The organism is Chromatocurvus halotolerans (assembly GCF_004340525.1).
GTDB lineage: Bacteria > Pseudomonadota > Gammaproteobacteria > Pseudomonadales > Halieaceae > Chromatocurvus > Chromatocurvus halotolerans.
In genome coordinates this window covers 1-25896 of sequence record NZ_SLWX01000007.1, presented here as the reverse complement: position 1 = coordinate 25896, position 25896 = coordinate 1, and the positions used below count along the sequence as shown (strand labels likewise).

The following is a 25896-nucleotide window of genomic DNA, read 5'->3' as shown; positions in this document are numbered from 1 at the left end:
GACCTCGATAGTGGAAGCGTCAACGGTAAACGGAAAAGGTTTTGGGGTCGAATGATTCCCGGATGGCCTCGCCGATAAAGGTGACCAGCGTCAGCAGGGCAACCAGTGTGCCGAAGGCAGAGATCACGATCCACGGCGCGGTGCGCAGGTTGGCGGTGCCCTGCTTCAGCAGTTCGCCCAGGCTGGGCGTCGGTGCCGGCAGGCCAAACCCGAGGAAATCCAGCGCGGTAATGGCAGAAATCGCCGCGACAATGGTAAAGGGCATGAACGTCACCAGGGTCGAGAGCACATTGGGCATGATGTGACGAAAAATAATGCGTGAATTGGAGGCGCCGATGACCCGCGCAGAGGCAATGTAATCGCGGGATTTTTCCTTGTAGGTCTCGGTACGCATGTAATAGGTCATGCCGGTCCAGGAAAACAGCACCATCACCAGCAGCAGAATGCCGATGCGGGTGGACACGGCAACGGTGGAGGGAATCACCGAAAAGATGATGATCACCATGTACAGAAAAGGCACGTTGGACCAGATTTCAATAATGCGCTGAAAAATCAGGTCAAACACACCGCCAAAATAGCCCATGGCACAGCCAATGGTAATGCCGATGAGGTACACGCAGGCCGTGAAAACCAGGGCAAAGACCAGCGCGATGCGAGTGCCGTAGAACAGCCGCGCGAGGATATCGCGGCTCGTGGTGTCGGTACCCAGGTAGTGCTGCTGGGATGCGTCGGGCGGCAGCGGTCGGAAAATGCCGCCAGGCGCATGATTCTCGTAGGGATTGTAGGGCACCGGCGGCAACAGCACCCAGTTGTCCCCGCCAGATTGCGCAAACCGCGTTTTCAGTTCCCGGTAGTTGGTTTCGTAGTCATAGTCGAGCCCGAAGTCCGTACCGGGGTGAAAGGTCGTGTAGGTGGGAAAATAGAGCTGGCCTTCATAGCTCACGATAAGGGCGCGGCTGTTGATCAGCAGTTCACCAATGATCAGCAGCACGCCAAGGCCCGCCAGCAGCAGAAAGCTGTAGTAGCCGCGCCGGATATTGCGGAAGCGCCGGAGTTTCTTCTGGGTCTGGGGGTTGAGACGCAGCACCGGCTACTGGAACCTGATCCGCGGGTCGACCAGGGCGACCAGAATATCCGACAGGATATTACCGATCAGCAGCAGCAGGCTGGCGAGCAGCACGACCCCCATCACCACCGGGTAATCACGATCGAGAATCGCCGTGAGACCGAGCAGGCCGAAACCGTCAATATCGAAAATCGTCTCGATCAGGAACGAGCCTGACACCAGCAGAGTAATGTTCTGGCCAAAGGTGGTCGCTATCGGGATCAGCGAGTTGCGTACCGCATGGCGCGTGACCGACCGGCGAAAGGAGACGCCCTTGGCGACGGCGGTGCGTATATAGTCCGCGGCGAGGTTGTCCATCAGGTGATTTTTCAGGAGCAGCGTTACCAGGGCGAAGCTACCCACGAGGTAGCAGATAAGCGGCAACACCGAATGGTTCAGCAGATCCAGTGCCTGTTCGCCCGCGCTCAGATCCCGGAAGTCGTAGCTGACAAAGCCGCCCATGGGAAACCACTCCAGGCGAACGGCAAAAAACAGTATCAGCAGCGAACCCAGTGCATAACCGGGGATCGCATAGCCGATGAAAATCAGGATAGAGCTGATATTGTCGACAAAGGTACGGTGCCGGATGGCCTTGAGAATGCCGAGGGGAATACAGACCACATAGGTGATCAACAGCGTGACCAACCCGTAGTACAGGGAAACCGGAAAGCGCTCCTTGATGACATCCCAGACGGGTTCGTTGTAGCGATAGGACGCGCCCAGGTCACCGCGCAGCACCTTGCCTAGCCATTGCAGATAGCTCTGTAACACCGGCTTGTCAAAGCCGTAGTACTCGCGCAGCCGATCCAGCTGATCCTCGGAAATCGCCATGCCCTGCCCCGCCATCTGCGAGCCACCGCCGGCCATGCTCATCTGCTGGGTCTCCATGATCGCCCGTTCCAGCGGCCCGCCCGGCACCAGGCGGGTGATGGCGAAAACGATGATGGTGACGCCGATCAGCGTCGGCGGGACAAGCAGCAAACGCCGTAGAAAATAGTCTCGCATATAGGTGGTAGGGTCCTGGTGGGCGCAATCTCTGCTCGCGATTCCTGCTGATAGGCCGCCTCGCTCATCTTCGGATGTTGCCATAAAGCCAGGCCACGGCAAAGCAGGCTCTGTCCTGCGGCGCCATACGCTGCGCCGACCTAACGATAAACGATATCCCCGTACATGGCGGCCAGGCGCTTCAAAAGCCGATTCTGGGCGCCCACCGGCACGTCCCGGCGCTCCATTGCCCGGATGAGATCCTCCACGACGCTGTTGAACTGGGCGCGCGTGACCTGCATGTCGCGGTGGGTCTCGCGCATGTTGTCGCCGCTGTATTCGCAGGGACCACCGGATACGTCACACAGCTGCTCAATGAATTTCTCGCGAAACCGGTCGATATCGGTGTTGGCAAACAGGGGCAGGACATCGGTGTCCTCTGCCAGTTCGTAAAGGAATCCGTCGACAATCGCGGTGATCCCAGACTGGCCGCCAAGCTCGCGATAGAGGACAGCGTCATCGTGCCGGGTGCCAGTGCAGGCCAGCATGACGAGTAACGCAAACGCGAGCAGCGTGCGGAGCAGAAGCACGGGCAATGACATCACCGATTCAGCTGCAACGACAGGTACCAGCCACGCTGGGACTCGAGACCGGCAATATCACCGAGATCGGACCAGGCCGCGACCACCGCAACATGCTTGCTGGGAAACCAGCCGACAAAGGCATCCATCCAGTCATCCTCGGCAACCGCTGCCAGTCGATCCGGTTTCTGGCGATACTCGAATCCGACCACCCAGTGACGGTTGAGGAATACGCCGAGACTGCCCTCTGCCACCCAGTCGCGATCGCTGCCATCAGCGTTACCAAATCCGAGCAGACCGGCCTGGTTGGCATCGGTAGAACGCAAGGTGAGGCTAGTCAGCACATTGCGGCCGACCACACCATCCAGCCACAGCCGACTGGCAGACAGGGTATAGTCGAGGCCCTTATCCGAGTCCGCCCCCACGGCGCCGGGAACCGCAAAATCCCGGTTTTTCTTGTACTGGACACCCGCACTGATCTGCGGAAGCACACCGTACACCAGGTCGCCAACCAGGCGCAGCTTGCCGCCGAAGACATCCTGGCGGATGGCGAGACCCAGCGGCTCGACCCTGAGCTTCTGCCTGGCATAGCTAAGCTCAACACGGTTGTTGATACCAAGCGCCAGTGCGGCAACGTCGAGTTCGAAATCATCGACCTGTACGCGCGTGATCGCCGCCGCCCCGCCCCACTCGCCATCGTCACCATAGCCACTGATCATCGCCCAGGGCACGAGACCGCCACCGGCCTGACCCTCGAACTGGGTCGCCCCTCCGGTCGCCAGCAGCTTGCTGTCCGCAAGTGCGCCCGGCGTAAAGAATGCAGCGAGCAGCATCCACACTATCCTGGACACGTGGCGGGCTGTTTCAGGCATCCAGCAAGGCCGGAATCTGACGCACGTGCGGCGGTAGCTCGCGTAACCACGGCTCGAGGCTGTCGGCAGACATCGGCCGCGCCAGGTAATAGCCCTGCACGGCATCACAGGCCATACCTGCCAGCAGTTTCAGCACCTGTTCATTCTCCACGCCCTCCGCCACCACCTTGAGGCCCAGGTAGTGTGCCATTTCAATCGTGGAGCGGACAATCTGCCGATCGTCCTTTTCGGTGTCCATACGCATGACGAGGCTTTTGTCGATCTTGAGTTCCTGGACCGGGAGTGCCTTGAGCTGTGCGAGGGAGGAAAAGCCGGTACCAAAATCGTCGATGGACAGGCGTATCCCCGCCGCTTCGACGTCGTTGAGATTGGCCGTTGCCAGCCCCATGTCCGCCATCATCGCGGTTTCGGTAATTTCGAGTACGACGGCAGACGGTGGCAGCCCGGCCTCGGCGACCACGGCAATCACGCCGCGCAGAAACGACGACTGCAGAATATCCAGCCCCGACAGGTTGATACACGCCGACAGCACAAGACCGGATTCGCGCCAGACCACGAGCTGCTGCACCACATCTCGCACCACCAGCTCACTGATACGCGTGATGATCCCCGTCTGCTCGGCAATCGCAATGAACTCATCGGGGAACACCGCTCCCAGCTCCTCGTCCGTCCAGCGCATGAGTGCCTCAACCTCGCACACGGCACGCGCGCTGAAATCGTACTTGGGCTGGTAACTGAGCGTGAAACCGTTTTCCTCGACGGCACGCGGCAGACGATTGGCCACCTGTATCTGGCGCAGGTGTTTTTCATCCTGCCCCAGTTGATACACCGCGTGATCCAGCGCACTGCGGCGGGCCTGGGAAAGCGCGATCTGTGCGCGCCTGAGAAGATCGTCAAAGTCACTGCCATGCTGGGGGCAGAAAACGAACCCCAGCGCGAACTCCAGCCTCGCAGGCACGCCGTTGACCACCACGGCATTGGCGAACTCATCGCGCAATTTGCGCATGACGACGCCCACCGACGCTGGCTCCATATCAGCGAGGAACAGCAGAATCTGTTGGTCCGCAACCCGCGCCGCCATATCGCCGCGCCGCAGGCTGTCGCTGACGCGCGCCGCGACGTGCCGCAGCACCTCATCACTGAAGTCGTTACCGTAAAGATCCTTCACCTGCTGCAGGCTGTGCAGATCCAGGAGCGCAAGCGCAAATCGCGGACTGGCGGCACTCTCGGTGACGTGACGGGTAAACAGGAAAAAGATGTAATTGCGATTCGGCAATTGCGTGAGCAGATCATACTGCGCCTGATGCTGGATCCGCGCTTCGCGTTCCGCCACCGTGTCCTGCATCAGGTTCAGCGTGCTTGCCAGTGCATCGAACTCGCGCCCCGCGCGCAGCTCGATACGCTGGGAATAGTCACCTTCCGAGATTTTCTGTGCCGCCTTTACCAGTTGATAGACCGGGCGCGCCACCCAGCGAGCCACCAACAGCGTTGCCAGCGCAGCCGCGAGTAACGCCGTGAACGTAATGAGCACCATCTGCAGCCGCATGGGCGCGTACTGATCCAGCGCCTGCTGCAGTGACTCGGACAGCACCGCAACCAGCTGCGCATCAGCGGTGTCCAGCATGACCCGCTCCCGACTGAGCCAGGCGGCGGCGCGCAGATTGTCAGCGAATTCGCTGGCGACAGCGGCGACATTCTCTCCCATCGCGTCATTGCCACGCGCACTGTCCAGCAGCGTGCCGGGCAGTGTGCTGATGCGCTGGGTTGATGGCGCAGCGCGCTCAGCGAAGAACAGGGTGACATCGACATTGGTGATTTCCCGGATACGGGCAAGCGCCTGCTCGTCGATGGCGCGACCGAGGCCCAGCCAGCCAATCAGGTCCGGCGCCCGCACCGGTATCAGCACCAGCTGAAACGCGCCTGCACCAATCACGACAGGCAGGCCCACCCCGCGGGACATGGCGGGATCGAGCGACTCGTAGGCCTCCTGCGGCAGGGCATCGAGGGGATGCGTGCTCATGATGACATTGCGCTGCGGGGAGACCAGCATGACCAGATCCGCGGCGATCCGCTGGCCGTGATTGGCCAGGACACTGAGCATGGTGTCCGTCTCGCCGGTCGCCATGGCGCGCTTGAAGGCGAAATCGCCCGCCAGCACCTCGCCGCGCTCCAGCAGTTGCTCCCGGTCCTGGCGCAGAAATTCGATGAATACGCGCTCTATAACGGAAAGCTCCTCACCGAGAAGCGTCTCAACGTTCTCGTTGGTCGCGCGCAGAACCGCCAGGGTCGTGGAAATCACCGTGACCGCCAGCAATCCGACGATCAGCAGAAGGAGCCTCGAGCGAAAGCTACTTCGCATCGCGGGAGAAGCGTTTCAGCAATGACTCCAGTTCAGAAACAGACTTGACCTGCTGTGGATCTGTCCAGGCCACGGGCAGTGTCAGGGAAACCCTGCCCTGGGTGGTTTCCTGCGCTTTCAGCTGAAATGCCATGGATTCCCCGAGCTGCGGATGCCAGATAGTCAGTGTCACTGGCACTCCCGACGGCAGCCAGGGCAGGCGTGCCAGCCCGTCGCTGTCAGCCAGCGCCTGTGGCCGGCCGTTGGCTACAACAACATAGGCCTTCATGTTGTCGTGAATATTGCAGCCGAGGGTTACGACACCCGGCGTTTCGAAAATCACCGGCGGGGCGTCGTTGCTGCGGTAAAGCTTGATTTCGAAGGCGTTGCCTTCTGAAAACGAGTAAACGTGATGGCGTGTATCGTCACTGTTCGGAAAGGACACTGCGGCCCCCGGCGCAACGAGACTGATGTGGGGCACAAAGCGCCGGTTGCGCTGATCGACCACGGCCTCTGCCGGCAATGCCTCCGCCGTGTACGCCGTGCCCATATAGGCGACCAGGGCTCCCGGAAGTGGCTCGCCATCATTTCCCAGAACCGTGACATCCAGGGCCATGCACGTCCCGGATAACAGACAGCCCACCGCAATCGCCAGGCTCCTCACGCCGTCTGGTCACCCTGCCGGGTCTTGCGCTTCTTGCGCGCGTACATGAGGTCGTCAGCAGCTTCAATCAATGCCTCGATGCCGCGATCATCGTCAGCTGCCCGGGTGACGTAGCCGGCACTGTATTCCAGGTCGTATCCCCGCAACTCACGGCGGTTGTAGTCAGAGAGCGCCTCGCCGAAGCGCTCGAGCGATTCTTTTGCACCCGCCTCGTCGGCACCCGTCAGCAGAACAATGAATTCATCGCCACCCGTGCGCGCGTAAACATCGGAATCGCGGAACACCTCTTGCATGATGCGGGAAAAGGCTATTAGTGCACGATCGCCCTCGGCATGGCCGAAGCGGTCATTGATCGGCTTGAACTTGTCGAGATCCAGCACGATAAGCACGGCGGGCTCCTTATGCCGACGGCACATGGCGACGGCGTGCTTCGCCAGCGCCATGAATCCCCGACGGTTGGAAATACCGGTCAGCTCATCCAGCGTGGCCATCTGCAGCGCCGCAATTTCCTGCTCGGCCATTTTCGCCAGGTCCTGCAGCAGCAGGCGGTCCTCATCGTCAAGCGTTCGCGGTTCGTGGTCGATCAGGCAAAGCGTGCCCATTTTGTGGCCGTTCGCCACCTGCAGGGGGCAGCCGGCGTAGAAGCGCACATTGGGATCTCCGGTGACCAGAGGGTTGTCATGGAAGCGCTCGTCGCGGGTTGCGTCCTCCACCGTAAAGACGCCATCCCCGAGAATGGCATGCCCGCAGAAGGAGACGGCGCGCGGAGTCTCGGTGGCGTCAAGCCCCGCGCTGGACTTGAACCACTGGCGATCGCTGTCGACAATGCTGACCAGCGAGATCGGCACGCCGAACATGCGTCTCGCCATCCGCGTCAGGCGGTCAAAGCGCTCTTCCGGTGCAGAATCGAGGATCTTCAGCGCGTGCAGGGTAGCGAGACGCTGCGTTTCGTTGTCCGGGATCTTGGGTTCTTGCATGAGGTTTCCGCGCAGGCGCCTCCCGTGTTACGAAATCCCGAGTATACCGCAGTTGACAGGCATGCCGCGAAGTCGACAGGTCCGTGTCAAGGGTCCTGTCACGAAATTGTCATGTTTACGCTGGTAACCTGAAACTTTTCACGTCAAGAGCCCCCCTATGCTGACAAGGAAAGACTTGCCGGACCTCCTGAAGCCTGCCGAGCCCCTGATCGCGGAGGTAAGCGTGGCCGATGTGGCCGACAGGATTCTGCTGTCAAACAACGTTAAGTTTCTGTCATTGCCGGTCGTCGATTCCGGGGGCAAACCTGCGGGAATGGTCAGCCGGTACCAGTTGCAGGACATTTTTCTGCAGCGCTACGGACGCGAATTGTGGGGTCGGCGCCCGGTCTCCGAACTGATGAACACGTCGCCACTGCTCATTCCCCTGTCGATGAGCATTGAAGAAGCCGCATCCCGTGTCACGGCACACGTTCATTATCCCATCACCGAAGATTTCATTTTCGTTGATGGGGAGGGCCGCTATCAGGGCATCGGCATCGTCCTCGACCTGCTGGAGGCCATGTCCGAGGATCTGGGCCGGAACCGTCGGGCACTCATGCGTGCCCAGCGTATCGCCGGACTGGCAAGCTGGGAGTGGAGCGCGGAAGACACAACGCTGATCTGGTCTTCGCAGCTGAACGATATGCTGGATATCGACCAGGCTCTGGTCGAGGCCCCCTGTTCCAGAATCATACAGGCGTTTGAGCCTGATTCTCAGATTGAACTGGGAGCGTTCTTCGCCGCTGGCATTGAACGCCAGCCCCAGACACTCGAGCTGCATGTCCAACATCGACAGACGGGGCTTCGCTTCATTGAATTCCACGGCGAACATTTTATCGACGCTGATACCGGCGAGCATCGGGCGGTGGGTACACTGCGCGACATTACCCAACGGCGACTGACGGAAGAGCGTCTGGCACACCTCGCGAATTACGATCACCTCACCGGCCTGCCCAATCGTTACCTGTTTCAGGACCGGCTCAAACACGCCATCGCGCAAGCCGGCCGCAGTGGCCGTCTTGTCGCCCTGCTGTTCCTGGATATTGATCGCTTCAAGTGGATCAACGATGCGCTGGGGCATGCTGCGGGTGATTGCCTGCTCAAGCAGGTGGCGCAACGACTCCAGGGCGTCCTGCGCAGCTCCGACACCGTGGCCCGGCTTGGTGGCGACGAGTTCACCATCATCCTCGAGAATATCGACACCAACGCCCAGATACAGACTGTCGCCGAGCAGATTCTGCGGGGATTCAGTGAAAAATTTCAGCTCGGCGAACGAGGCATTGCGGTGTCCACCAGTATCGGTGTCGCGCTGTACCCGAACGATGCTGTCGACCTCGATACGCTGCTCAAGTGCGCCGATGCCGCCATGTATCGCGCGAAGGAACAGGGGCGCGATGGTTATCACTTCTACACCGCGGAGCTGAATCGTCAGGCAGACCGGCGTTTTCAGCTGGAACACGGTCTGCGCAGTGCAATGGAGCGCAACGAGTTCACACTATACTTCCAGCCTCAGGTTCACACCGATAGCGGACATCTCCGGGGGGCCGAGGCGCTGCTGCGCTGGCACCCCGCGAGCGGAAGCGTGAACCCCACCGAGTTCATCCCCTTGCTGGAGGATCTGCGGCTGATCATTCCGGTCGGCCGTTGGGTCCTGGAGCGTGCCTGTGCAGCAGCTGCGCAGTGGCAGCACGGCGCTTTGGCAGGGGTAAGAGTGGCGGTCAACCTTTCGGTGCATCAGTTGCGACAGTCGGACTTCGTGAGCATGCTGCAGAGCATTCTTTTCGAGACAGGGCTGACACCAGACCTTCTGGAAATCGAGGTGACGGAAAGTGTTCTCCTCGATGATCGAGGCGGCACGGCGACCCTGCTCGCCCTTAACGGGTTGGGCGTACGCGTGGCGATTGATGACTTTGGCACCGGCTACTCTTCACTGTCGTACCTCAAGCGTTTATCCGTGGATGCACTGAAACTCGACCGGACCTTTGTCAAAGATCTGACGACGGACGCAGACGACGATGCCATCGCGTCCGCGGTAATCAGCCTGGCACACGCCCTGGCCATTACCGTTACGGCGGAAGGCGTGGAGACACTCAGTCAGAAGCGATTCCTGCAGGACAGACGCTGTGATCACATCCAGGGATATCTGATCAGCCGACCGATGCCCGAAAGCGCATTCCTGAGCTGGGCGCAGGAGCGTGCTGGCGCGCTTGTCCCGGAGGTCATCTGAAGTCCGGCTCACCCTGCCAGTCAAAGAAGTCCGGCATATCGACAGACACCCGGTTGCTATAGGCCGCCGGGCGCTTTTCGAGAAACGACGCCACGCCCTCTTTTGCATCCGCCGATGCACCGCGGGCCTGCACTGCGCGGCTGTCGAGCTGGTGTGCCTCCATGGGATGCGCTGCGCCGGCCATGCGCCACAGCATCTGACGCGTCATGGCGACAGACACCGGTGCCGTGTTGTCGGCAATCTCCCGAGCCAGCGCCAGCGCTGCCGGATAGAGTTCTTCCGGCGCATGGACGGACCGCACCAGCCCGCGCTTCTCCAGCTCATCGGCGTTCACCAGACGACCGCTCATGCACCACTCAAGCGCCGTGGACAGCCCTACCGCACGGGAGATGAACCAGGATGAGGCGGCCTCGGGCACAATACCGCGTCGCGCAAACACAAAGCCATAGCGGGCGGTTTCCGAGGCCAGGCGGATGTCCATCGCGAGAGAGAGGGTGGCTCCCACGCCGACGGCGGCACCGTTGATGGCACCGATAACCGGCTTCAGACTGCGGAAAAGGCGCAGGGCCACCATGCCACCACCGTCGCGATTGATGCCGCTGGCCAGAGGATCTGGCGCATTGCCTTTCTGCTTCTCGTAATCGAAGCTATCGGCACCGGCAGACAGATCCGCACCGGCGCAGAAGGCCAGGCCGGCGCCGGTCACGATCACCGCCCTCACCGCGTCGTCGGCATCGGTCTGGTCAAAGGCCGCAATCAGCTCCTCCATCATCGTGACCGTAAACGCGTTCATGCGGTCGGGCCGATTGAGCGTGATCGTGGCGATACCGTCGTCGACGACGAGGGTGATGGTTTCAAATGAGGGCATGACATCTCCTTGTTGCCAGAGAGCGACGCGCATGTGCGGACACCGGATCGGGCAAGAATACCAGCGCCTGCGCCCCGGAGCATCAGCCCTGCCGCCGCGTGCATGCCCAGGCTGCGTTGGCCAGGTCGACCACTGGCTCGGTTATACTGCCGTCGATACCCGCAATGGAAAGCAGCACATGGCGCGCGCAACGGCCAACGGGATTGGCATAGAGTACGAATCCTTCGGCGATGAAAACACAGAAGCGATCCTGCTTGTCATGGGGCTGGGAACGCAGCTCACCGGCTGGCCAGAGACGCTCTGTGAAGGCCTGGCAGAGCGGGGTTACCGGGTGATTCGCTTTGACAATCGCGACATCGGACTGTCGGATCACCTCGCGGGCGCCGCCGTGCCGAACATTCCCCTCGTGGTCGGGCGGCACATGCTGCGCTTCCCGCCCGCCGTGCCCTACACCCTCGACGACATGGCCAAGGATGCTGTCAAGCTGCTTGACGCCCTGGGCATCAGCCGCGCGCACCTGGTGGGCGCTTCCATGGGCGGCATGATTGCGCAGCTCGTGGCCGCGGACTTCCCACAGCGGACACTCAGCCTGACGTCCATCATGTCGACCACGGGCAACCGCGCCCTGCCGCGCGCCGACCGGCACGCGACCCGCGCCCTGCTCATGAAACCCCGGGATCCGCTCGACCCCGAATCAGTGATTGTCCGCAACGTGCGTGTGCGCAAGGCCGTGCAGAGCCCAGCCTACCCGAAGAGCGATGCCGAGCTTTATGATGCCGCAGCCCTGGCGTTCCATCGCGGCGGCTACGACCCGGCCGGCGTGGCGCGACAACTTGCCGCCACGATCGTCGCCGCGGACCGTCGGCCGCTGCTGGGCCGGATTTCGGTACCGTCGCTGGTCATACACGGGGACGCCGACCCGCTGGTCAAGCTCGAGTGCGGTCTCGACACGGCGCGGCATCTGCAGAACGCGGATCTCGAGATATTCCCGGGCATGGGCCACGACTTCCCGGCGCCACTGCTGGACGCCATCGCCGACAAGATTCATCACACCGCCAGCAGGGCCCGAACAGAGGTGGCGACCTAAGGTGCACTACCGGCAGGCCAGCAACTTCCTGATCACCGCTGCGGCCCTCATCCTCGTGTTTGTCGCTCTGGTGTTGCCGAACCGGCTGGACTGGATCAGAGGCGTCGCCTTCAACGTATTTCCGCTCGAGCTTGTGGTTATCGGCCTGTTGCTGCTACTGCCCGGTCGCGCAGGCGATGGCGCCCGTATTCTCCTGGCGCTGTTACTCAGCCTCTCGATACTGCTGCGAATTGCAGACCTTGCCACTCATGAGATTTTTGCCCGACGCTTCAACCTGATCTTCGACACCCATCTGCTGGCCGATGCCGGCCGCCTGCTGAGCGGTGCGCTGGGCAGTCTGGCGTGGCTGCTGGCAGGCCTGCTGGTGGTGATGCTGGCGGGACTGCTCGGCTGGCTGGCCCTGGTCACGCTCGGGCGTTTTCAGCGGCTCCTGCAGGGAACGCCGCGGTTTTCTCTGCTGACACTTGTAGCACTGCTGATCGCCTGGGGCCTGCTGAAACATCTGGGCGCAACACCCCGGGCAGATGCCTTTGCGTTCCGGCAGCTGGTGGAACACGGACAGGATACAGTGAACAGCATCCGGGATATCCGGGTGTTCAACGAGACGGTGGGTAATGACCCCATGGCCGGGAGATCTGGCGGCTCACTGCTCTCAAAACTTGAGGGCAAGGACGTGTTCATTGTCTTCGCCGAATCCTACGGGCGAGCGCTGCTGGAACGCGATCCTTTCGCCGAATCGGTAACCGCCAGGCTGAGCTGGGCCGAGGACACACTGCAGGCAGACGGCGCGCAGATGCGCAGCGCCTTCCTGACCGCCGCCACCGTGGGCGGACAGAGCTGGCTCAACCATGCCACCCTGCTGTCGGGTGCCTGGATTGACAGTGAGACGCGCTTCAGAAGTCTCATTGTCAGCGATCGGGTCGCACTGAACCGCCTCTTTCGTGATGCCGGCTGGCGTACCGTCGCCGCCTTGCCCGCCATCAGCATGGCCTGGCCGGAAGGCGCGTATTACGGCTATGACCACATCTACAGCGCCCGTAATTTCGGCTACGAGGGCGAGCCCTTCAACTGGGTCACCATGCCCGACCAGTACGTCTGGTCAGCGCTCCAGGCCCGGGAACGCGAGACGGGTGACGCAACGCGACCGCCACTGATGGCCGAGCTCGCCCTGATCTCATCCCATGCGCCGTGGACGCCGATTGCCGAACTCGTGCCCTGGGATGAGGTGGACGATGGACGTATCTTCAATGATCAGGCGCTGGCAGGGCCCAGCCCTGAGCAGGTGTGGGGCAATGTCGAGACGGTTCGCGATCACTATCGGCAGTCCATCGAATACATGCTGGAGACGCTGGTGTCCTACGTGACGACCTTCGGCGGTGAGAACCTGGTGCTGCTGGTGCTGGGGGATCATCCGGCAGCGCCGAGAATCTCGGGTGACGCGGAGGATCGCGATGTCCCTGTACACCTGATCGCCCATGACCCGGCCATCATCGACGCCATTGCCGACTGGCAGTGGCAGCCGGGCATGCTGCCCACTGCGGACGCTCCCGTGTGGCGAATGGACCAGCTGCGCGACCGTTTCATCGAGGCTTTTTCCGAGCCAGACAAGGATAACCACTGATGACCTGGACAGGCTGGCGGGAACGGCTCGGGCTGTGGCGTTCACTGCTGATGTACTATGGCATTCCCGGGCGGCAGTCACGCATGCGACGGTGCTACGGGCAGTTTATCCGGCACGGCGACCTGTGTTTCGAGATCGGCGCCCACGTTGGCAATCGGCTGCGGGCGTGGCGGACCCTCGGCGCGCGGGTCGTGGCAGTGGAGCCCCAGCCCCTGCTGATGAGGACCCTGCAGCGCCGCTACGGCGCGGACCCGGCGATCGCCCTTGTGGAAAAGGCCGTTGCCGCTGAGCCGGGTGAGGCGACGCTGTTTATCAGCACACGTACGCCAACCGTTACCACGATGTCAGCAGACTGGATCGCACGCGTGCAGCAGCACCCTTCTTTTCAGGCGGTGCGCTGGGACCGCGAGGTCAGTGTACCGGTGACAACGCTCGACGCCCTGATCGAGGAATATGGCGAACCGGGATTCTGCAAGATCGATGTCGAGGGGTTTGAGCTACAGGTATTGCAGGGCCTGTCCCGACCGCTTGCCGCGCTGTCCTTCGAATACATCCCGGCAACGATCGCGATGGCGCTGTCCTGCATCGACCGCCTCGAAGCGCTGGGTCGCTACGAGTACAACCTGGCGCCGGGAGAAACGCATCGCCTGCAGTTCGATCGCTGGCGCACGCCCGACGACATGCGTGATGTGCTGACAGCCTTGCGGGAAGGCAGCGGCGACGTCTATGCCCGGCTTCGCCACTGATGCCCGGGTCTGAGCCGGCGTCTACACCGTTGCGTGCGCTGACGCCGGGTCCGGCACGGCCAGCAGGTCCGTGTGCCCTACCGTGCAGGACCCGGATGTCACCTGCGCCTGGCGGAACCTGACCCAGTCTTCCAGGGAGCTGACAGCCACACCAGGGCTGCCCGCCACCGCAGCGGCAATGCCGGTTATCAGCGCCGATACGAGCGGTTCATCGGCCCCGTCAAGCACCCAGGGGCTGCTGGCAGAGAAGACCCTGAAGCCGGCCTGCGAAAACGCGTCGCACATGGCGCCTGCCGCCTCCGGCCCCAGCGCGGGACCAAAGCCCTTGTCCCGACGCTGATCACAATTGAAGGCCTCGAGAACGACGTCATCCAGCGGATGGGAGGGGGTCCACTGCGTCAGGCCATCGTAGTTGAGCGCGGAATACACGCCAATCGGGTCCTGTCCCGCGGGCCTTTGCAGCACCTGCGCCAGCGCCTGCAGAAACTCCGCGGACACCAGATCAAATAGCGCAGACGCCGTGACCAGCCTTGCACCGTCCAGAGGCAGGGTGCCAATGTCCGACAGATCCGCGGCAAATGTTTCGATGCCGGTCTGGCCGCCGTGGCGTCGACGGGCTTCCGCCAGCAGCGCTGGGTCGTGGTCCAGCAGACGCCAGAGCAGCGGCCGTTGGCCGGCGCCGTCCAGAGCCCGTAGCGTGGAACCGGTACCCGCACCCAGATCTACCACAATGGCCTCACGGCCCCGCGAGGGAGCCAGCTGCAGCCAGTGCACTGCCCGCTCGCAGAGGTCGCTGTCCCGGGCACGCCGGTCGGCGTCCTCGCGAAGATCAAGCCAATCGATACTGAAACCACTCATAATAATGCTGCATCCTCGATAACGCGGGCCACGCAAGCGGCAGTGTCGGACCAGGTCGGTAATGTCCCGGCGGCCAGGCGGGCGCCTGCCTGCAGCTGTCGACGCAGCTCCTCCCGGGCCAGCAGGCTGTGCAGCGCCGCCGTCAATGCCTGCACGTCATCGGGAGGTACCAGCAGTCCCGCCGATTCGGGCACCACATCCGGCACGGCGCCCGCACGGGCCGCAACAACGGGCAGGCCAGCCGCCAGTGCCTCGGCGAACACCATGCCGTAGCCCTCGTAGCGCGAGGGCAGCACGAACAGGTCGGCACGCTGGAACTCCCCCTGCGTTTCGTCTACGACCCCTACAAAATCGATACGCGAGTGAAGCCCCAGGCGATTCACCTGCCGCTGCAGCTCATCGCTCCATGCCGGATCGAACTCGCGACCGCCGACAAAACGTGCCTGCCAGGGCAGGTGTTGCAAGGGTGCCAGCGCATTGATCAGGACATCGTGGCCCTTGCGCCGGGTCAGTGAGGCCACCGCCAGCAGCCTGGGCGGTTGCCCCTGGCAGCGCGCGAAGGGTACCCGGGTGGTGCCGGGCCGGGCGACAGTCACCCTCTCAGGCGGCACCGCGAACTGCGTGATCAGCGTCCGTCGGGTGTGGGCGCTGGTTACCAGAACCGCGCGCGCCGCCTGCAGTGCCCGCTGCTCCGATCGCTGAAAACGCCGTTGCTGCGCCGGATCGAGCCCGGATTCCAGCGCCAGCGGATGGTGGCACAGCGCAACGAGGCGCAGCCGCTTCGCCCGCACCGGCGCCAGCGCCGTCTCATCGAAGGCCCCCAGGGCCAATCCATCGATGATGACCAGAGCACTGTCAGGGAGGGCGGAAAGCGTCTCGCCTGCCTCCTGCAATGCCCGGTCATCGGCAAAGGGAAAACGCCCTGACAGCGACAGTGTCGCCACTTCCAGCCCCAGTTGCCGCAGTTCCCGGATCAGTTGGCGATCGTAGTGATACCCACCCGTCAGGGTGTCGAGGCGTCCGGGAAACGCGAAATACAGGGGTGCAATGCTCACAGGCGGTTTGATCCGTTGTCGTCAAGGTGTCGTAGTTTAAGACTTTGTCGAGGCATACAACCGGGGTCAGGCGGACGTATGATGAAAACATCACAACACCAATCCGAGTGTCCTATGGCGGAGCCTGAAGCAACCCGAATGACCCGTACAAGGATTCCCACAGAGCACGGCGACTTTCAGCTGTGTTTCTACAGCAATACACTGGACAGCAAAGAGCACCTCGCTCTCTATATGGGCGATCTGAGCAGTGTCGAGTCCGTTCTGGTGCGAGTGCATTCTGAATGTTTTACCGGTGATGTACTAGGCTCGCGTCGCTGTGACTGCGGTGAACAGCTCGACCGGTCCCTGGCGATGGTGGCTGCAGCCGGTGTCGGCGTGGTCATTTACCTGCGGCAGGAAGGGCGCGGCATCGGCCTTCTGGAAAAGCTGCGGGCCTACAACCTTCAGGATCAGGGCTATGATACGGTCGATGCCAACCTCATGCTGGGGCATGGCGCCGATGAGCGCGATTACTCGCTGGCAGCGCTGATCCTGGAAGACCTGGGCGTTCCCTCCGTGCGGCTGATGACCAACAATCCCGCGAAGATTCTGGCGCTGGAAGCAGCGGGGATCACGGTCTCGGAACGGGTGTCACTCGCCGTCAACGCCAACTTCGACAACGCAGACTATCTGCTGACCAAGGCGCAGCGCATGGATCACTTGCTGCCGCTCAAGCCGGTCAGGAAGACACAGTCAGCCCATGAGTCTTAACGAGGATATAGAACGATGGCTGGTGCGTGAGCAGGCTGACTTCCACAGTTTGCGGCTCGGCAACTCTGAAGCACGTCCCCACGTCACATTGAGCTACGCCCAGAGCTGGGATGGCAGCATTACGACCGCACCCGGCAGGACAGTCGTGCTCAGCAGCGACGAGGGCATGCAGATGACGCACCAGCTGCGCAGCCTGCATGACGGCATCCTCGTCGGTATCGGTACGGTGCTGGCAGACGACCCGCAGCTCACGGTACGTGAATGGACGGGCGCGGATCCACAGCCCATTGTGCTGGACAGTCAGCTGCGCATCCCCGCCTCCAGCCGGCTCTGCCAAAGTGAACACCAGACATGCTGGGTACTGACAACGCAAGCCACAGGCGCAGCGCGCAGCGGGTGCGAGTTGATTGTGGTGCCGGGCGATGACAGTGGACAGGTCCACCTGCACAAGGCCATGGAGATTCTCTACCGGCGCGGTATCCGAAAACTGATGATCGAAGGGGGAGCCGCCGTTATCACCGCCTTCCTGCGCGCGGGCCTGGCGGATGCTGCGGTATTGACGGTGGCGCCCGTCTTTATCGGGGGCTACAACGCCATTGGCCCGTTGGGCAACACGGACACCCTGTCCTGCCCGCGCGTCACGACACTGCACAGCCGGCAGCTGGGCAACGAAATCATCGTCTGGGGAAGGCTGTGTTACACCCACGCCGCACCGCCGGATACCACGACATGACTGATCTGACTGGCACAGTAAGCGCGTCGCAACTCTGGTTCACGGCGCCTCTGGAGGTAGAGGTGCGGAACGTGGCGCTGGCGCCACCGGGGCCGGGTGAAGTCCGGGTGAAAACCCGCTATTCCGCCGTAAGCGCCGGCACGGAGCTATTGCTGTACCGGGGCCAGATCCCGCAGTCGATGGCACTGGACAGCACGCTTGAATCCCTGCAGCAGGCGCCTCACTACCCCGTACAGTTCGGTTACGCCTGTATTGGCGACGTGCAGGCCATCGGTAGCGGAGTCGATGCAACCTGGGCGGGACAACGGGTGTTTGGCTTTCAGCCCCACGCCAGTCATTTCCTCGCGTTGCCGGAACACCTTATCGCGGTACCGGACGACATTGTGGCATCGTCGGCGGTATTCCTGCCCAACATGGAAACCGCCGTCAACCTGATACAGGACGGCCAGCCCATGATGGGCGAACGGGTTGTAGTGCTGGGCCAGGGCGTGGTGGGTCTGCTGTTGTCAGCCCTGCTCGCACAGTATCCGCTGGCGTCGCTCGCCGCGGTGGAAGGACAGCTGCAGCGACAGCAGCTTGCCCGCCGGATGGGTGTCCAGTCCGTGTGGAGCCCGGCAGAGGCGGAGCTGCCTGCGCAACGAGCGTCCGGCCTCGGCAATGCCGATCTGATCTACGAGGTCAGTGGCCATCCACAGGCACTCAACCTCGCCATCGGTCTGGGCGGCTATGCCAGTCGCATCGTTATCGGCAGCTGGTACGGCAATAAGCCAGTGTCGGTTGACCTTGGCGGCGACGCCCATCGCAACCGCCTGCAGCTGATGACCAGCCAGGTCAGCACCCTGGCACCGGCGTTAAGCGGACGCTGGGACAAACGGCGCCGTTTCGACCTCGCCTGGGACATGATCCGTCGTGTCGACCCGGGTCAGCTTGTCACGCAAACCCTGCCCCTGCAGGAAGCCCCGGCGCTGTATCATCAACTTCATGAACAGCTGCCCGATATCGTGCAGCCCTTGTTTCATTACCCAGACTGACAGGACGCTTATGTATACCGTTGCCGTTACACAGGATTTTATTGCCAACCACTACCTCATAGGCGGTGACTGGGGTGACGAAAACACTCCCCATGCGCACCACTACGTGCTCGAGGTCAGCATCGAGAGCGACACCCTCGATCAGCACGGTTATCTGGTAGACATTGTCGAGATCGAGGCGGCACTGACCACCACGGTGGCGTATTTCCGCGACTGCATGCTGAATGACAAGCCGGAATTTGCCGGCCTCAATCCCAGCATCGAGCACTTCAGCCGGATTCTGAACGAGAAACTGATGGCGGGTATTACGCCGCCTGGCAGCGGTAGCCTGACTGTGAAACTGTGGGAAAACGCCACCTGCTGGGCAGCGTACCGCCAATCATTCAGCTAGGACAGCCGGCTCGCTGTAATGACCGGCGCGGTAGAAACTGAAGAGACAGCCCGCGCCAATCAGCAGCACCAGTGCATCGCGCAGGCGTATCAGGGCAATCAGCCCGATAGCAGCACTCGCGGGAAACCCCAGGTACTGGAAGGACCACACCAGTGAGGCCTCAATCGTGCCAATGCCGCCGGGCACCGGCAGCAGCATCGCCAGTCTCATTCCCAGCATGACCAGCACAACGTCTGTGGGTGAGACCGCAAGACCGAGAAAGCCCAGCAGCATCGCCAGCTCAATCAGCAGCGCGACCCAGCCCGCCAGAGACAGCAGCAGCGCCAGCCAAAGCTTCGGTCTGTGGCCCGAGAGGGCATCACGCAGCAACGCGACCAGCGCCTGCCACCCCCCCCTGCCCTTCTGCCGGACATTTTCATCATTGCTACCAATCATCCTGTCGCCGCGCATACCGGTAACCGCAGCCCGCAGGCGCTCGGCAAGCGGACTGCAGTGTCTAGCCAGCCAGTCAGGATGCCGCAGCACCAAAGCCGCCGCCAGCAGCATCACGCAGAGAACCGCGGCCAGTATCACTGTCACCAGCAGCCACTCCTGAACCGGCAGCAGCGTGGTGCCTAGCAGCATCAGCACGCCCGCCAGCAGAACAGCAAGGTTGGTGCCAGTTTCCACGAATCGGTCCAGTCCCAGCGTTGCGACGGCGCGGTGCATCGGCGTGCCGTAATAACGGTGCAACCAGTACAGCTGCAGTGGCTCGCCGCCAAAATGGGGGCCCGGGGTCAGAAAACTCACGGTACTACCGGCCTGGCGCAGACGAAACAGGCTCGCCAGGGGCAGTGACGCCAGTAACGCCTGCCCCAGCAGCTGCCAGCGCTTTACCGCGAGGTACAGGATGACAACGTTGACCAGGAACCAGAGCAGCCAGTCGGGCGGGGACAGCAAGGCCAGCTGGGAGACACTGTCACCCAGGGGTAACTGCCTGAGGGTCCAGGCAAACAGCCCCAGCGCCAGCAACCACAGCACCAGGGTGACGGCGCTTTTGCGCGTGATGTTGTCGGTGTGGTGAAGCCCGGACCTCTGTGTCAAGAACACGACTCCCGACAAACATCACGCCGACCGCTGACGTACCACCAGTCGCGGCAGAAGCCGATCAGCAGCGGGAGCATCAACACCACGCCGAGACCCGTGGTGACACCGTGGGGCACCGGCGGCCAGAGTGCGACGGCCACCAGCGCCATCTGCACACCGGCCAGGTATCGGCGCAGCCGACTGGGCGGCAGCGGGTAGACAGGCAAGGCGTGTCGCTTCCGCCAGATGATCCCGCATTGAAACAGGTAATAGGCGACGCTAACCAGAAGATAGCTGACGTGGAGCTTGCCATAGGCAATCGCAAGCAGCGGTGCGATCAGCAGGCCGAATGCATCAAGCGCTGTGTCGAGCTCCGCACCCAGCCGGGTCGTATGCTGCTGATACCGCGCCATACGACCGTCGAGCAGATCCGCCAGCGCCGCTGCCGTATACAGCAGCGCCGGGACGTACAGCAGCCACGGGCTGGTGTCCGCGGGCGCAACCAGCAGAAAGCCGGCGAGCGCGGAAATCAGCAGACCGCGAAACAGCGTAATTCGGTTGCCGTGTCCCAGCGTGGCGTAGCGCCGGGGCCTGTCGGGCTCTTCCGGACTGCTGCAGTTCAGGTGGAGCCGCTTACGACACTGCCAGAGCACGAAACTCCAGCAGGCGAGGCTGACCAGCAACCAGCGCAGCGCTAGCTGCGCGCCCTCAAGGCCTGACAATACCGTTGCGCCGACCAGCAGCAGGCTCACGCCCAGAATGGCAAGGCGCAGCAGTTCACCCTGCAGGGCGGGCTCTACCCCGACTCGCGGCACGTCATCCAGCGCCTCAGACAAGCCCGGCATGTACGTCCCGGATGATTGATGAATTTCGTCTTCCTTGCACAATGCAGAAACCTTGACCGTGTCCGTCGTGACTATACGGGTAAGGTCACTGGCGAGACCATCCCCCAACCGTACCGCTGATCTGTCTTACCCCTATATACGTAGCCTCAGACAGCCACGCCAACCTTGACTCGCGCTATTTTTGGACAAAACAGGGACAAAATGCAGCCATCATGACGTCCGCGTTATCCTCAACGCCACCGGCATCGCCGCTGGCCATGCCCACGCAAGTGCTGTCCCGGCGACCCGCGCGATTCGATGCCAGTCCGGATCCGCTCACGATCCTGGCGCGCGCCATCACCTTCGGTGGCAGCCTGGCGTTGACGGCGGGTGCCTGCTACCAGCTATATCGCATCATCCCGCTTGATGAAGCCGCGACGCTCGCTGCTCCAGCCCGTCTCTGGCTGACTTTCCTGCTCTGGCTGCTGCTATTCCTCTTCACCACAACCTTTGCCTGGATATCCCTGTCGGCGACAGGGGCGTTGGCGGGGCTCCTGTCTGTCTGCCACCTGTCGGGGTCCACTCGCAGGCAGAGACACCCCGGGGCGGATACCGCGCTGCGCGGCCGAACTGTCCTGATTATGCCCATCTACAACGAGGACGCCATCAGCGCCTGCGCAGCACTGGCAGCGATGGGTGAGGACCTGGCGAGAACCGGACTGCAGGGACACTTCGAGATTTTCATTCTCTCGGACAGCAACGCCGCTGACGTCCTGGCCACAGAGCAGGCGGCGGCGCAGTACCTGCGTGACCATCTGCGGGGAACCATGCCCGTCTGGTACCGCCGCCGCGAGCATAACAGCGAGAGAAAGGCCGGCAATATTCGCGATTTCGTCAACCGATGGGGAGACAGTTACGACTACATGGTTGTCCTGGACGCCGATAGCCTGATCGCCGGTGAAACGCTGGTCGCGCTGGTTCGGGAAATGGACGCTGATCCCGCAAGCGGCATATTGCAGACGCTGCCACGTCTTCACGGCGGAAAAACCCTGTTCGCGAGGCTTCAACAGTTTGCCGGCATCGCCTACGGCCCTGTCTTCTCACGCGGCCTGTGCGCCTGGCAGGGCCACGACGGCAACTACTGGGGCCACAATGCCATTATCCGCACGCGCGCTTTCGCCGCGTCCGCCGGCCTCCCGGTGCTGCCGGGGCGTCGCCCTTTCGCTGGCGAGATACGCTCTCACGACTTTGTCGAGGCCGCCCTGATGCGACGCGCAGGATGGTCAGTCAGAATGCTGCCAGAGCTGGCGCACTCCTGGGAAGAGTGCCCTACCACGCTCCTGGATGCCGCCATCCGCGATCGTCGCTGGGCGCAGGGCAATGTCCAGCACCTGGCAGTGGTCTCTGCCAGGGGTCTGCGCTGGCCCAGCCGGGCGCATATGTTGATGGGCGTCATGAACTATCTGACCTCGTTGCTCTGGCTGGCGATGGTTACGCTTGGCCTGGTACTGAGCACACAGTTTGCGCTGCCGCAGCCGGGGCTTTTACCCGTAGAGAACCTGCCGGTTTTTGACTCCAAAGGCATGATCGGCCTGTTCATTTTCACCATGGCATTGCTGTTGCTGCCGAAAATGCTCGGCCTCGCTTCGGGTCTGCTGACGCCGGAGATGCGCGGGGGCATGGGGCGACTGACATTTTTCTGCAGTGTGCTGCTGGAGCTGCTCTTCTCCGTCCTGCATGCCCCCATCTTCATGCTGATACACAGCCGGCACCTGTGGGACATTTTGCATGGGCAGGACTCCGGCTGGTCTGCGCAGCGACGCCAGGAGAGCGGTATTCACTGGCGGCAACTGCTGATGAGTCACGGCACACACACGGTAGTCGGGATTCTGCTGCTGAGCCTACTGCTGTGGTTGCCGTCTTCACTGCTGTACTGGATGCTGCCCATTATTGTCGGCCTGTTACTGGCCGTCCCGCTGTCCGCGCTGGGCGGCAGTCAGGCAGCGGGTCAGTGGCTCGAGCGGCGAGGCCTGTTAGGCATACCCGAAGAGCGTGCGCTCCCGGAAATCATGCAGCGCCGTCATGCCTTGCTGGACGCCTGCGAACCCATCATCACGGCGCGAGCTGCCCGTACGGCTACACCATCCGTCTGAAAATACCGTCCTTGCGCAGCGCATGCCTGAGCGCCCCGGAGACATGCGCGGCGACCAGCACGGCGAGAGTGATGGCAAGCCATCCGTGCACCTCGAAAAGTGTTTCCGCCAGTTCCCGGTCTTCAGGGACAAACGGCATGGCTGGCAGTTTGTAGCCCCCGACGGTATCGAGGGCAGGAAAAGCCGTCACGCCGGACCAGCCGAACAGCGGTGTCAGTACCAGCAGCACGTAAAGCAGGGATTGCACGGTCCGGGCGGCCAGCAGAATGTTCCGGGGCATCGCATTTGGCGGGTACGGCGGGTTACGGTAGCGAATCTTGACGGCTATCCGCAGAATCATCAGCACAAGTACGCTGAAACCGATGGCCTTGTGCCAGCGATACAGCGTATTGGTAAGCTCCCCCCAGATATCGGCTTCTGCCCGCGACGCCATCCACAGCCCAACGGGTATCAGCGTCAGGACCATCAGCGCCATCAGCCAGTGCAGCACCCGCCAGCCTGCAGGGTATTTCCAGATTCGGGACATAGACTATCTCCCTTTCTTCGCTGCGGCGACACCGCCGGGATGGCGACAGGACCGGTATCCGGATAGTCAGGTAGATCGGGGGTCAGCGTCAATCATGCGGCGGGCTGCAGGCTCGACAGCAACAAGCGCGCAGAGCCGCCAACGCCGGGAACTCATCGTTCCATAGGGAAGACCGCCTACAGTATGATAGGGACTGCCATGATCTCTATCGAGGGTGTCGACATGCGCTGCCAGACGAGATTTGCGCTTTCGTGGTTAGTTGCTTGCAGTCTGCTGTTGTCCGGCTGCTCTGATGATGCTGATCCGCCGGAGACGCAGACGATAAATCCCGGACACGAGGATGCGCAGCCCTCAGCAGATACCCCGCCCCAGGGTCAGGCGTCGCTGCCGACGCCCGCAGACACCAGTCGGCTGGCGCTTGACTGGGCCGGTACCTACTCAGGCACCTTGCCCTGCGCAAGCTGCCCCGGGATCGAGACCGTTATCACGCTTTATGAAAACGACACCTACGAACGCTCACTGCAGTACCTCAACGAGAATCCGCGCCCTGTCACCGAAACAGGCGCGTTCACGTGGAATGACGCGGGGAGCATTATAACCCTGGACACCGATGACAACGGCCCTAGACACTACCAGGTGCGTGAACACCACCTCCTCCAGCTGGATATGCAGGGGCAGCCTATTCAGGGCGACCTCGCTGAGCGCTACATTCTGGACCAGCACCTTGAGGACCCGGCTATCGAGGATGTTCAGTGGCGCTTGATCGAATTGAACGGAAAGGCAATTGCCCCGCAAGACCACCAGACACAACCTTTCTTCACACTGCAATCCGAGACATCGCAGGCCGTCGGCAACACATCGTGCAATTCCTTCAACGGGACCTACAGCATCACGCGCAATCAACGCATTGATTTCGGTGAAAACCTCGCCATGACGCGCATGGCCTGTTCCGACATGAACACTGAGCAGGCCTTTCTCGACATGCTCACATCGGTGAGAACCTATGCTTTGGAAGATGACAACTCAATGATGCTTCGTGACAGCGCAACAGCCCCGGTTGCGCGTCTCATCAAGGCCGGCAACCAGTGACTACCCTGACAGCCGATACCGCGGCGATTCTGCGCAGGTTGCGAATAGGCTCGGGACCGCCATTGTAGGCGACCAGGGGGCTGGCCCATCTGTCGTACTTTCTTGGCAGCGGACCCATGACGGCCTGGGAATCTGCCGGAGAGCCGATAGTCAGCGATTATTGATCTATCGCTTTACTGGCATTCCGGAGATGTTCGAAAAGTGGTTTAACGTCATTCGAAAGGGTAATGGCGGTGAGGCGGACCGCCTGAATGCTGCGATCGGCTCCCTCGGCGATCTCGACAGCGACCGCCTCCTCCAGGTCATCAAAAGACCAGTCGGGGCCATCATAGCGACGACACAGGGTGAGAAAGGCGTCGTCGTACGGCAGTTCGGTCTCCAATCCGCACGCGGCCCACAGCCGTGCAGCGGCGCCATCGAGATGGCGAATCCGCTGCACCTGCGGTTTACCGATACCGTGCTCCAGCGCCACCGGGATGACGGGCAACAGGCGCTCCACGGCATAGACCATGTGGGAGATCATGGCCTGGCTCAGCCCATAGCCGCGGCGCATCAAGGCTGCTGACAGCGCCTGCTGCGAAAGCGGTTCACCCTGCTCTGCTTCGAGGAGTTCCTTGCACGCCATGACCGCGCGCGCCTTATCGATGAAGCTGAGCTCTCCCCGAAGATCATTCTCGCGCACGTACGCGAGCAGGATTTCCGCCTCGCCCGGCCAGGGAGTGAGGACACAGGGGACCCGGCCAAAGCGCGGGTCGTGGGTTTCAGCAAAGAGTTCCCGCAGGACCTCCAGCCGGGTGCCGCCACCGGCGCTCAGGACGTAATGCGTCGTCCCCGGGGGCTGGGTAACAGCGAGCGCATAGTCCAGGCCATGGGCGCGAATGGAGTCCTTGATGCGATCGCGGGCGGGATTGGGCGAATGGCGCGGATTGCGCTCGTAAGGCGTGATGTTATCGATGGGAATGACGACCAGCTGACTGGCCACCCCCCTGCTCTGAGAGTCTATTTCCGATTCGTGCACAGCATCCATGCTCATGCGCTCCTCTATCAGTGATGGTTCGCTACGTGAAGCTCATATTCCTCCAACCTTGGGTAACCATAGGGCGCTAGAATCGACAGCCCTGGAAACCACTTTAGGCAACGATCGGATTTTTTGGCAGCAAAACCGCGTCACGGTAGTGAAAGGAAATTTGTTGATCCTCATAAATACCGGCGCAGCCCTAGCAGCCTGTCGGACTTAACCGAATAGTATCGACGTGGGATAATCCATGTCACGTGCAGTGATCGGGGCGCAATGATGGCAAACTTCGTAAAC

At 62.0% G+C, this 25896-nt stretch carries 24 protein-coding genes; 10 read left to right on the top strand and 14 right to left on the bottom strand.

Going from position 1 to position 25896, the window contains the following annotated elements; all coding sequences use genetic code 11:
* Positions 1 to 19: 19 nt before the first annotated feature.
* From EV688_RS09490 to EV688_RS09460, 7 genes are all read right to left on the bottom strand, one after another.
* Complete coding sequence (locus tag EV688_RS09490) at positions 20 to 1087, bottom strand: ABC transporter permease (RefSeq protein ID WP_117317623.1); 1068 nt, start codon at positions 1085 to 1087, stop codon at positions 20 to 22.
* A gap of 3 nt (positions 1088 to 1090) precedes the next feature.
* Complete coding sequence (locus EV688_RS09485) at positions 1091 to 2110, bottom strand: ABC transporter permease (protein ID WP_117317621.1); 1020 nt, start codon at positions 2108 to 2110, stop codon at positions 1091 to 1093.
* A 140-nt stretch (positions 2111 to 2250) separates the two neighbouring features.
* A complete protein-coding gene (locus EV688_RS09480; protein ID WP_117317619.1) occupies positions 2251 to 2691 on the bottom strand; it encodes a group I truncated hemoglobin in 441 nt (146 codons plus the stop codon).
* Complete coding sequence (locus tag EV688_RS09475; protein WP_117317618.1) at positions 2691 to 3503, bottom strand: DUF3034 family protein; 813 nt, start codon at positions 3501 to 3503, stop codon at positions 2691 to 2693. The genes EV688_RS09480 and EV688_RS09475 overlap by 1 nt, the downstream gene beginning before the upstream one ends.
* Before the next feature lie 31 nt (positions 3504 to 3534).
* Positions 3535 to 5901, bottom strand: coding sequence for a putative bifunctional diguanylate cyclase/phosphodiesterase (locus EV688_RS09470; RefSeq protein WP_117317616.1), 2367 nt, complete (start codon positions 5899 to 5901; stop codon positions 3535 to 3537).
* Positions 5891 to 6496 (bottom strand): methylamine utilization protein, encoded by a 606-nt coding sequence (locus EV688_RS09465; RefSeq protein ID WP_117317614.1) that lies wholly within the window; start codon positions 6494 to 6496, stop codon positions 5891 to 5893. Before EV688_RS09465 ends, EV688_RS09470 begins: the two co-directional genes overlap by 11 nt.
* Before the next feature lie 44 nt (positions 6497 to 6540).
* Positions 6541 to 7521 (bottom strand): sensor domain-containing diguanylate cyclase, encoded by a 981-nt coding sequence (locus EV688_RS09460; protein WP_117317612.1) that lies wholly within the window; start codon positions 7519 to 7521, stop codon positions 6541 to 6543.
* A gap of 157 nt (positions 7522 to 7678) precedes the next feature.
* Between EV688_RS09460 and EV688_RS09455 the strand changes: the two genes are divergently transcribed.
* Positions 7679 to 9787: a putative bifunctional diguanylate cyclase/phosphodiesterase gene (locus EV688_RS09455; protein WP_117317610.1), complete on the top strand. Its 2109-nt coding sequence runs from the start codon at positions 7679 to 7681 to the stop codon at positions 9785 to 9787.
* Here EV688_RS09455 and EV688_RS09450 read toward each other — a convergent pair.
* A complete protein-coding gene (locus EV688_RS09450; protein ID WP_117317608.1) occupies positions 9780 to 10655 on the bottom strand; it encodes a crotonase/enoyl-CoA hydratase family protein in 876 nt (291 codons plus the stop codon). The two genes, EV688_RS09455 and EV688_RS09450, sit on opposite strands and share 8 nt — an antisense overlap.
* 178 nt (positions 10656 to 10833) lie before the next feature.
* On the opposite strand from EV688_RS09450, the gene EV688_RS09445 reads away from it, so the two are divergent.
* The 3 genes from EV688_RS09445 to EV688_RS09435 are packed head-to-tail and all read left to right on the top strand — an operon-like array spanning position 10834 to position 14109.
* Positions 10834 to 11742, top strand: a complete 909-nt coding sequence (locus tag EV688_RS09445) for an alpha/beta fold hydrolase (RefSeq protein WP_117317606.1) — start codon at positions 10834 to 10836, stop codon at positions 11740 to 11742.
* A gap of 1 nt (position 11743) precedes the next feature.
* Complete coding sequence (locus tag EV688_RS09440) at positions 11744 to 13363, top strand: alkaline phosphatase family protein (RefSeq protein WP_117317604.1); 1620 nt, start codon at positions 11744 to 11746, stop codon at positions 13361 to 13363.
* Complete coding sequence (locus tag EV688_RS09435; protein WP_205686624.1) at positions 13363 to 14109, top strand: FkbM family methyltransferase; 747 nt, start codon at positions 13363 to 13365, stop codon at positions 14107 to 14109. The genes EV688_RS09440 and EV688_RS09435 overlap by 1 nt, the downstream gene beginning before the upstream one ends.
* A gap of 21 nt (positions 14110 to 14130) precedes the next feature.
* On the opposite strand, the gene EV688_RS09430 is transcribed toward EV688_RS09435, so the two are convergent.
* Both EV688_RS09430 and EV688_RS09425 read right to left on the bottom strand, forming a co-directional pair.
* Positions 14131 to 14967, bottom strand: coding sequence for a class I SAM-dependent methyltransferase (locus EV688_RS09430; RefSeq protein ID WP_117317602.1), 837 nt, complete (start codon positions 14965 to 14967; stop codon positions 14131 to 14133).
* Positions 14964 to 16022: a glycosyltransferase family 4 protein gene (locus EV688_RS09425; RefSeq protein WP_205686623.1), complete on the bottom strand. Its 1059-nt coding sequence runs from the start codon at positions 16020 to 16022 to the stop codon at positions 14964 to 14966. Before EV688_RS09425 ends, EV688_RS09430 begins: the two co-directional genes overlap by 4 nt.
* A gap of 138 nt (positions 16023 to 16160) precedes the next feature.
* Between EV688_RS09425 and ribA the strand changes: the two genes are divergently transcribed.
* The 4 genes from ribA to EV688_RS09405 are packed head-to-tail and all read left to right on the top strand — an operon-like array spanning position 16161 to position 18927.
* On the top strand, positions 16161 to 16772 hold the full coding sequence (gene ribA, locus EV688_RS09420; RefSeq protein ID WP_240624343.1) for a GTP cyclohydrolase II: 612 nt from the start codon (positions 16161 to 16163) through the stop codon (positions 16770 to 16772).
* Entirely contained in the window at positions 16762 to 17505 is a 744-nt protein-coding gene (locus EV688_RS09415) for a RibD family protein (RefSeq protein ID WP_117317598.1), read from the top strand. The genes ribA and EV688_RS09415 overlap by 11 nt, the downstream gene beginning before the upstream one ends.
* Positions 17502 to 18536, top strand: a complete 1035-nt coding sequence (locus tag EV688_RS09410; RefSeq protein WP_117317597.1) for a zinc-dependent alcohol dehydrogenase — start codon at positions 17502 to 17504, stop codon at positions 18534 to 18536. Before EV688_RS09415 ends, EV688_RS09410 begins: the two co-directional genes overlap by 4 nt.
* A 10-nt stretch (positions 18537 to 18546) precedes the next feature.
* Complete coding sequence (locus tag EV688_RS09405) at positions 18547 to 18927, top strand: 6-pyruvoyl trahydropterin synthase family protein (protein WP_117317595.1); 381 nt, start codon at positions 18547 to 18549, stop codon at positions 18925 to 18927.
* On the opposite strand, the gene EV688_RS09400 is transcribed toward EV688_RS09405, so the two are convergent.
* Positions 18916 to 20010 carry a lysylphosphatidylglycerol synthase transmembrane domain-containing protein gene (locus EV688_RS09400; RefSeq protein WP_162883898.1) on the bottom strand — a complete coding sequence of 365 codons (1095 nt, stop codon included), beginning with the start codon at positions 20008 to 20010 and terminating at the stop codon, positions 18916 to 18918. The genes EV688_RS09405 and EV688_RS09400 overlap by 12 nt on opposite strands.
* Entirely contained in the window at positions 20007 to 20837 is an 831-nt protein-coding gene (locus EV688_RS09395) for a CDP-alcohol phosphatidyltransferase family protein (RefSeq protein ID WP_117317591.1), read from the bottom strand. Before EV688_RS09395 ends, EV688_RS09400 begins: the two co-directional genes overlap by 4 nt.
* Positions 20838 to 21049: 212 nt before the next feature.
* Here EV688_RS09395 and mdoH point away from each other — a divergent pair, with 212 nt between their 5' ends.
* Positions 21050 to 22969, top strand: a complete 1920-nt coding sequence (gene mdoH / locus EV688_RS09390; protein WP_117317589.1) for a glucans biosynthesis glucosyltransferase MdoH — start codon at positions 21050 to 21052, stop codon at positions 22967 to 22969.
* Here mdoH and EV688_RS09385 read toward each other — a convergent pair.
* Positions 22953 to 23495: a cytochrome b gene (locus tag EV688_RS09385; protein ID WP_117317587.1), complete on the bottom strand. Its 543-nt coding sequence runs from the start codon at positions 23493 to 23495 to the stop codon at positions 22953 to 22955. The two genes, mdoH and EV688_RS09385, sit on opposite strands and share 17 nt — an antisense overlap.
* A 276-nt stretch (positions 23496 to 23771) precedes the next feature.
* Between EV688_RS09385 and EV688_RS09380 the strand changes: the two genes are divergently transcribed.
* Positions 23772 to 24584, top strand: coding sequence for a copper resistance protein NlpE N-terminal domain-containing protein (locus tag EV688_RS09380; RefSeq protein ID WP_162883897.1), 813 nt, complete (start codon positions 23772 to 23774; stop codon positions 24582 to 24584).
* Positions 24585 to 24741: 157 nt separating this feature from the next.
* Here the strand turns inward: EV688_RS09380 and EV688_RS09375 are convergent, their stop codons facing one another.
* Complete coding sequence (locus EV688_RS09375) at positions 24742 to 25617, bottom strand: ParB family protein (protein WP_117317583.1); 876 nt, start codon at positions 25615 to 25617, stop codon at positions 24742 to 24744.
* Positions 25618 to 25896 lie beyond the last annotated feature (279 nt).

What these genes read in the sequence shown, in the direction of transcription:
- EV688_RS09375 (WP_117317583.1), bottom strand. Translation starts at nt 25,617, where the DNA reads ATGAGCATGGATGCTGTGCACGAATCGGAAATAGACTCTCAGAGCAGG.
- EV688_RS09475 (WP_117317618.1), bottom strand. Translation starts at nt 3,503, where the DNA reads ATGCTGCTCGCTGCATTCTTTACGCCGGGCGCACTTGCGGACAGCAAG.
- EV688_RS09485 (WP_117317621.1), bottom strand. Translation starts at nt 2,110, where the DNA reads ATGCGAGACTATTTTCTACGGCGTTTGCTGCTTGTCCCGCCGACGCTG.
- mdoH (WP_117317589.1), top strand. Translation starts at nt 21,050, where the DNA reads ATGACGTCCGCGTTATCCTCAACGCCACCGGCATCGCCGCTGGCCATG.
- EV688_RS09460 (WP_117317612.1), bottom strand. Translation starts at nt 7,521, where the DNA reads ATGCAAGAACCCAAGATCCCGGACAACGAAACGCAGCGTCTCGCTACC.
- ribA (WP_240624343.1), top strand. Translation starts at nt 16,161, where the DNA reads ATGACCCGTACAAGGATTCCCACAGAGCACGGCGACTTTCAGCTGTGT.
- EV688_RS09480 (WP_117317619.1), bottom strand. Translation starts at nt 2,691, where the DNA reads ATGTCATTGCCCGTGCTTCTGCTCCGCACGCTGCTCGCGTTTGCGTTA.
- EV688_RS09445 (WP_117317606.1), top strand. Translation starts at nt 10,834, where the DNA reads ATGGCGCGCGCAACGGCCAACGGGATTGGCATAGAGTACGAATCCTTC.
- EV688_RS09465 (WP_117317614.1), bottom strand. Translation starts at nt 6,496, where the DNA reads ATGGCCCTGGATGTCACGGTTCTGGGAAATGATGGCGAGCCACTTCCG.
- EV688_RS09430 (WP_117317602.1), bottom strand. Translation starts at nt 14,967, where the DNA reads ATGAGTGGTTTCAGTATCGATTGGCTTGATCTTCGCGAGGACGCCGAC.
- EV688_RS09470 (WP_117317616.1), bottom strand. Translation starts at nt 5,901, where the DNA reads ATGCGAAGTAGCTTTCGCTCGAGGCTCCTTCTGCTGATCGTCGGATTG.
- EV688_RS09395 (WP_117317591.1), bottom strand. Translation starts at nt 20,837, where the DNA reads ATGCCGGGCTTGTCTGAGGCGCTGGATGACGTGCCGCGAGTCGGGGTA.
- EV688_RS09450 (WP_117317608.1), bottom strand. Translation starts at nt 10,655, where the DNA reads ATGCCCTCATTTGAAACCATCACCCTCGTCGTCGACGACGGTATCGCC.
- EV688_RS09435 (WP_205686624.1), top strand. Translation starts at nt 13,363, where the DNA reads ATGACCTGGACAGGCTGGCGGGAACGGCTCGGGCTGTGGCGTTCACTG.
- EV688_RS09410 (WP_117317597.1), top strand. Translation starts at nt 17,502, where the DNA reads ATGACTGATCTGACTGGCACAGTAAGCGCGTCGCAACTCTGGTTCACG.
- EV688_RS09385 (WP_117317587.1), bottom strand. Translation starts at nt 23,495, where the DNA reads ATGTCCCGAATCTGGAAATACCCTGCAGGCTGGCGGGTGCTGCACTGG.
- EV688_RS09415 (WP_117317598.1), top strand. Translation starts at nt 16,762, where the DNA reads ATGAGTCTTAACGAGGATATAGAACGATGGCTGGTGCGTGAGCAGGCT.
- EV688_RS09405 (WP_117317595.1), top strand. Translation starts at nt 18,547, where the DNA reads ATGTATACCGTTGCCGTTACACAGGATTTTATTGCCAACCACTACCTC.
- EV688_RS09455 (WP_117317610.1), top strand. Translation starts at nt 7,679, where the DNA reads ATGCTGACAAGGAAAGACTTGCCGGACCTCCTGAAGCCTGCCGAGCCC.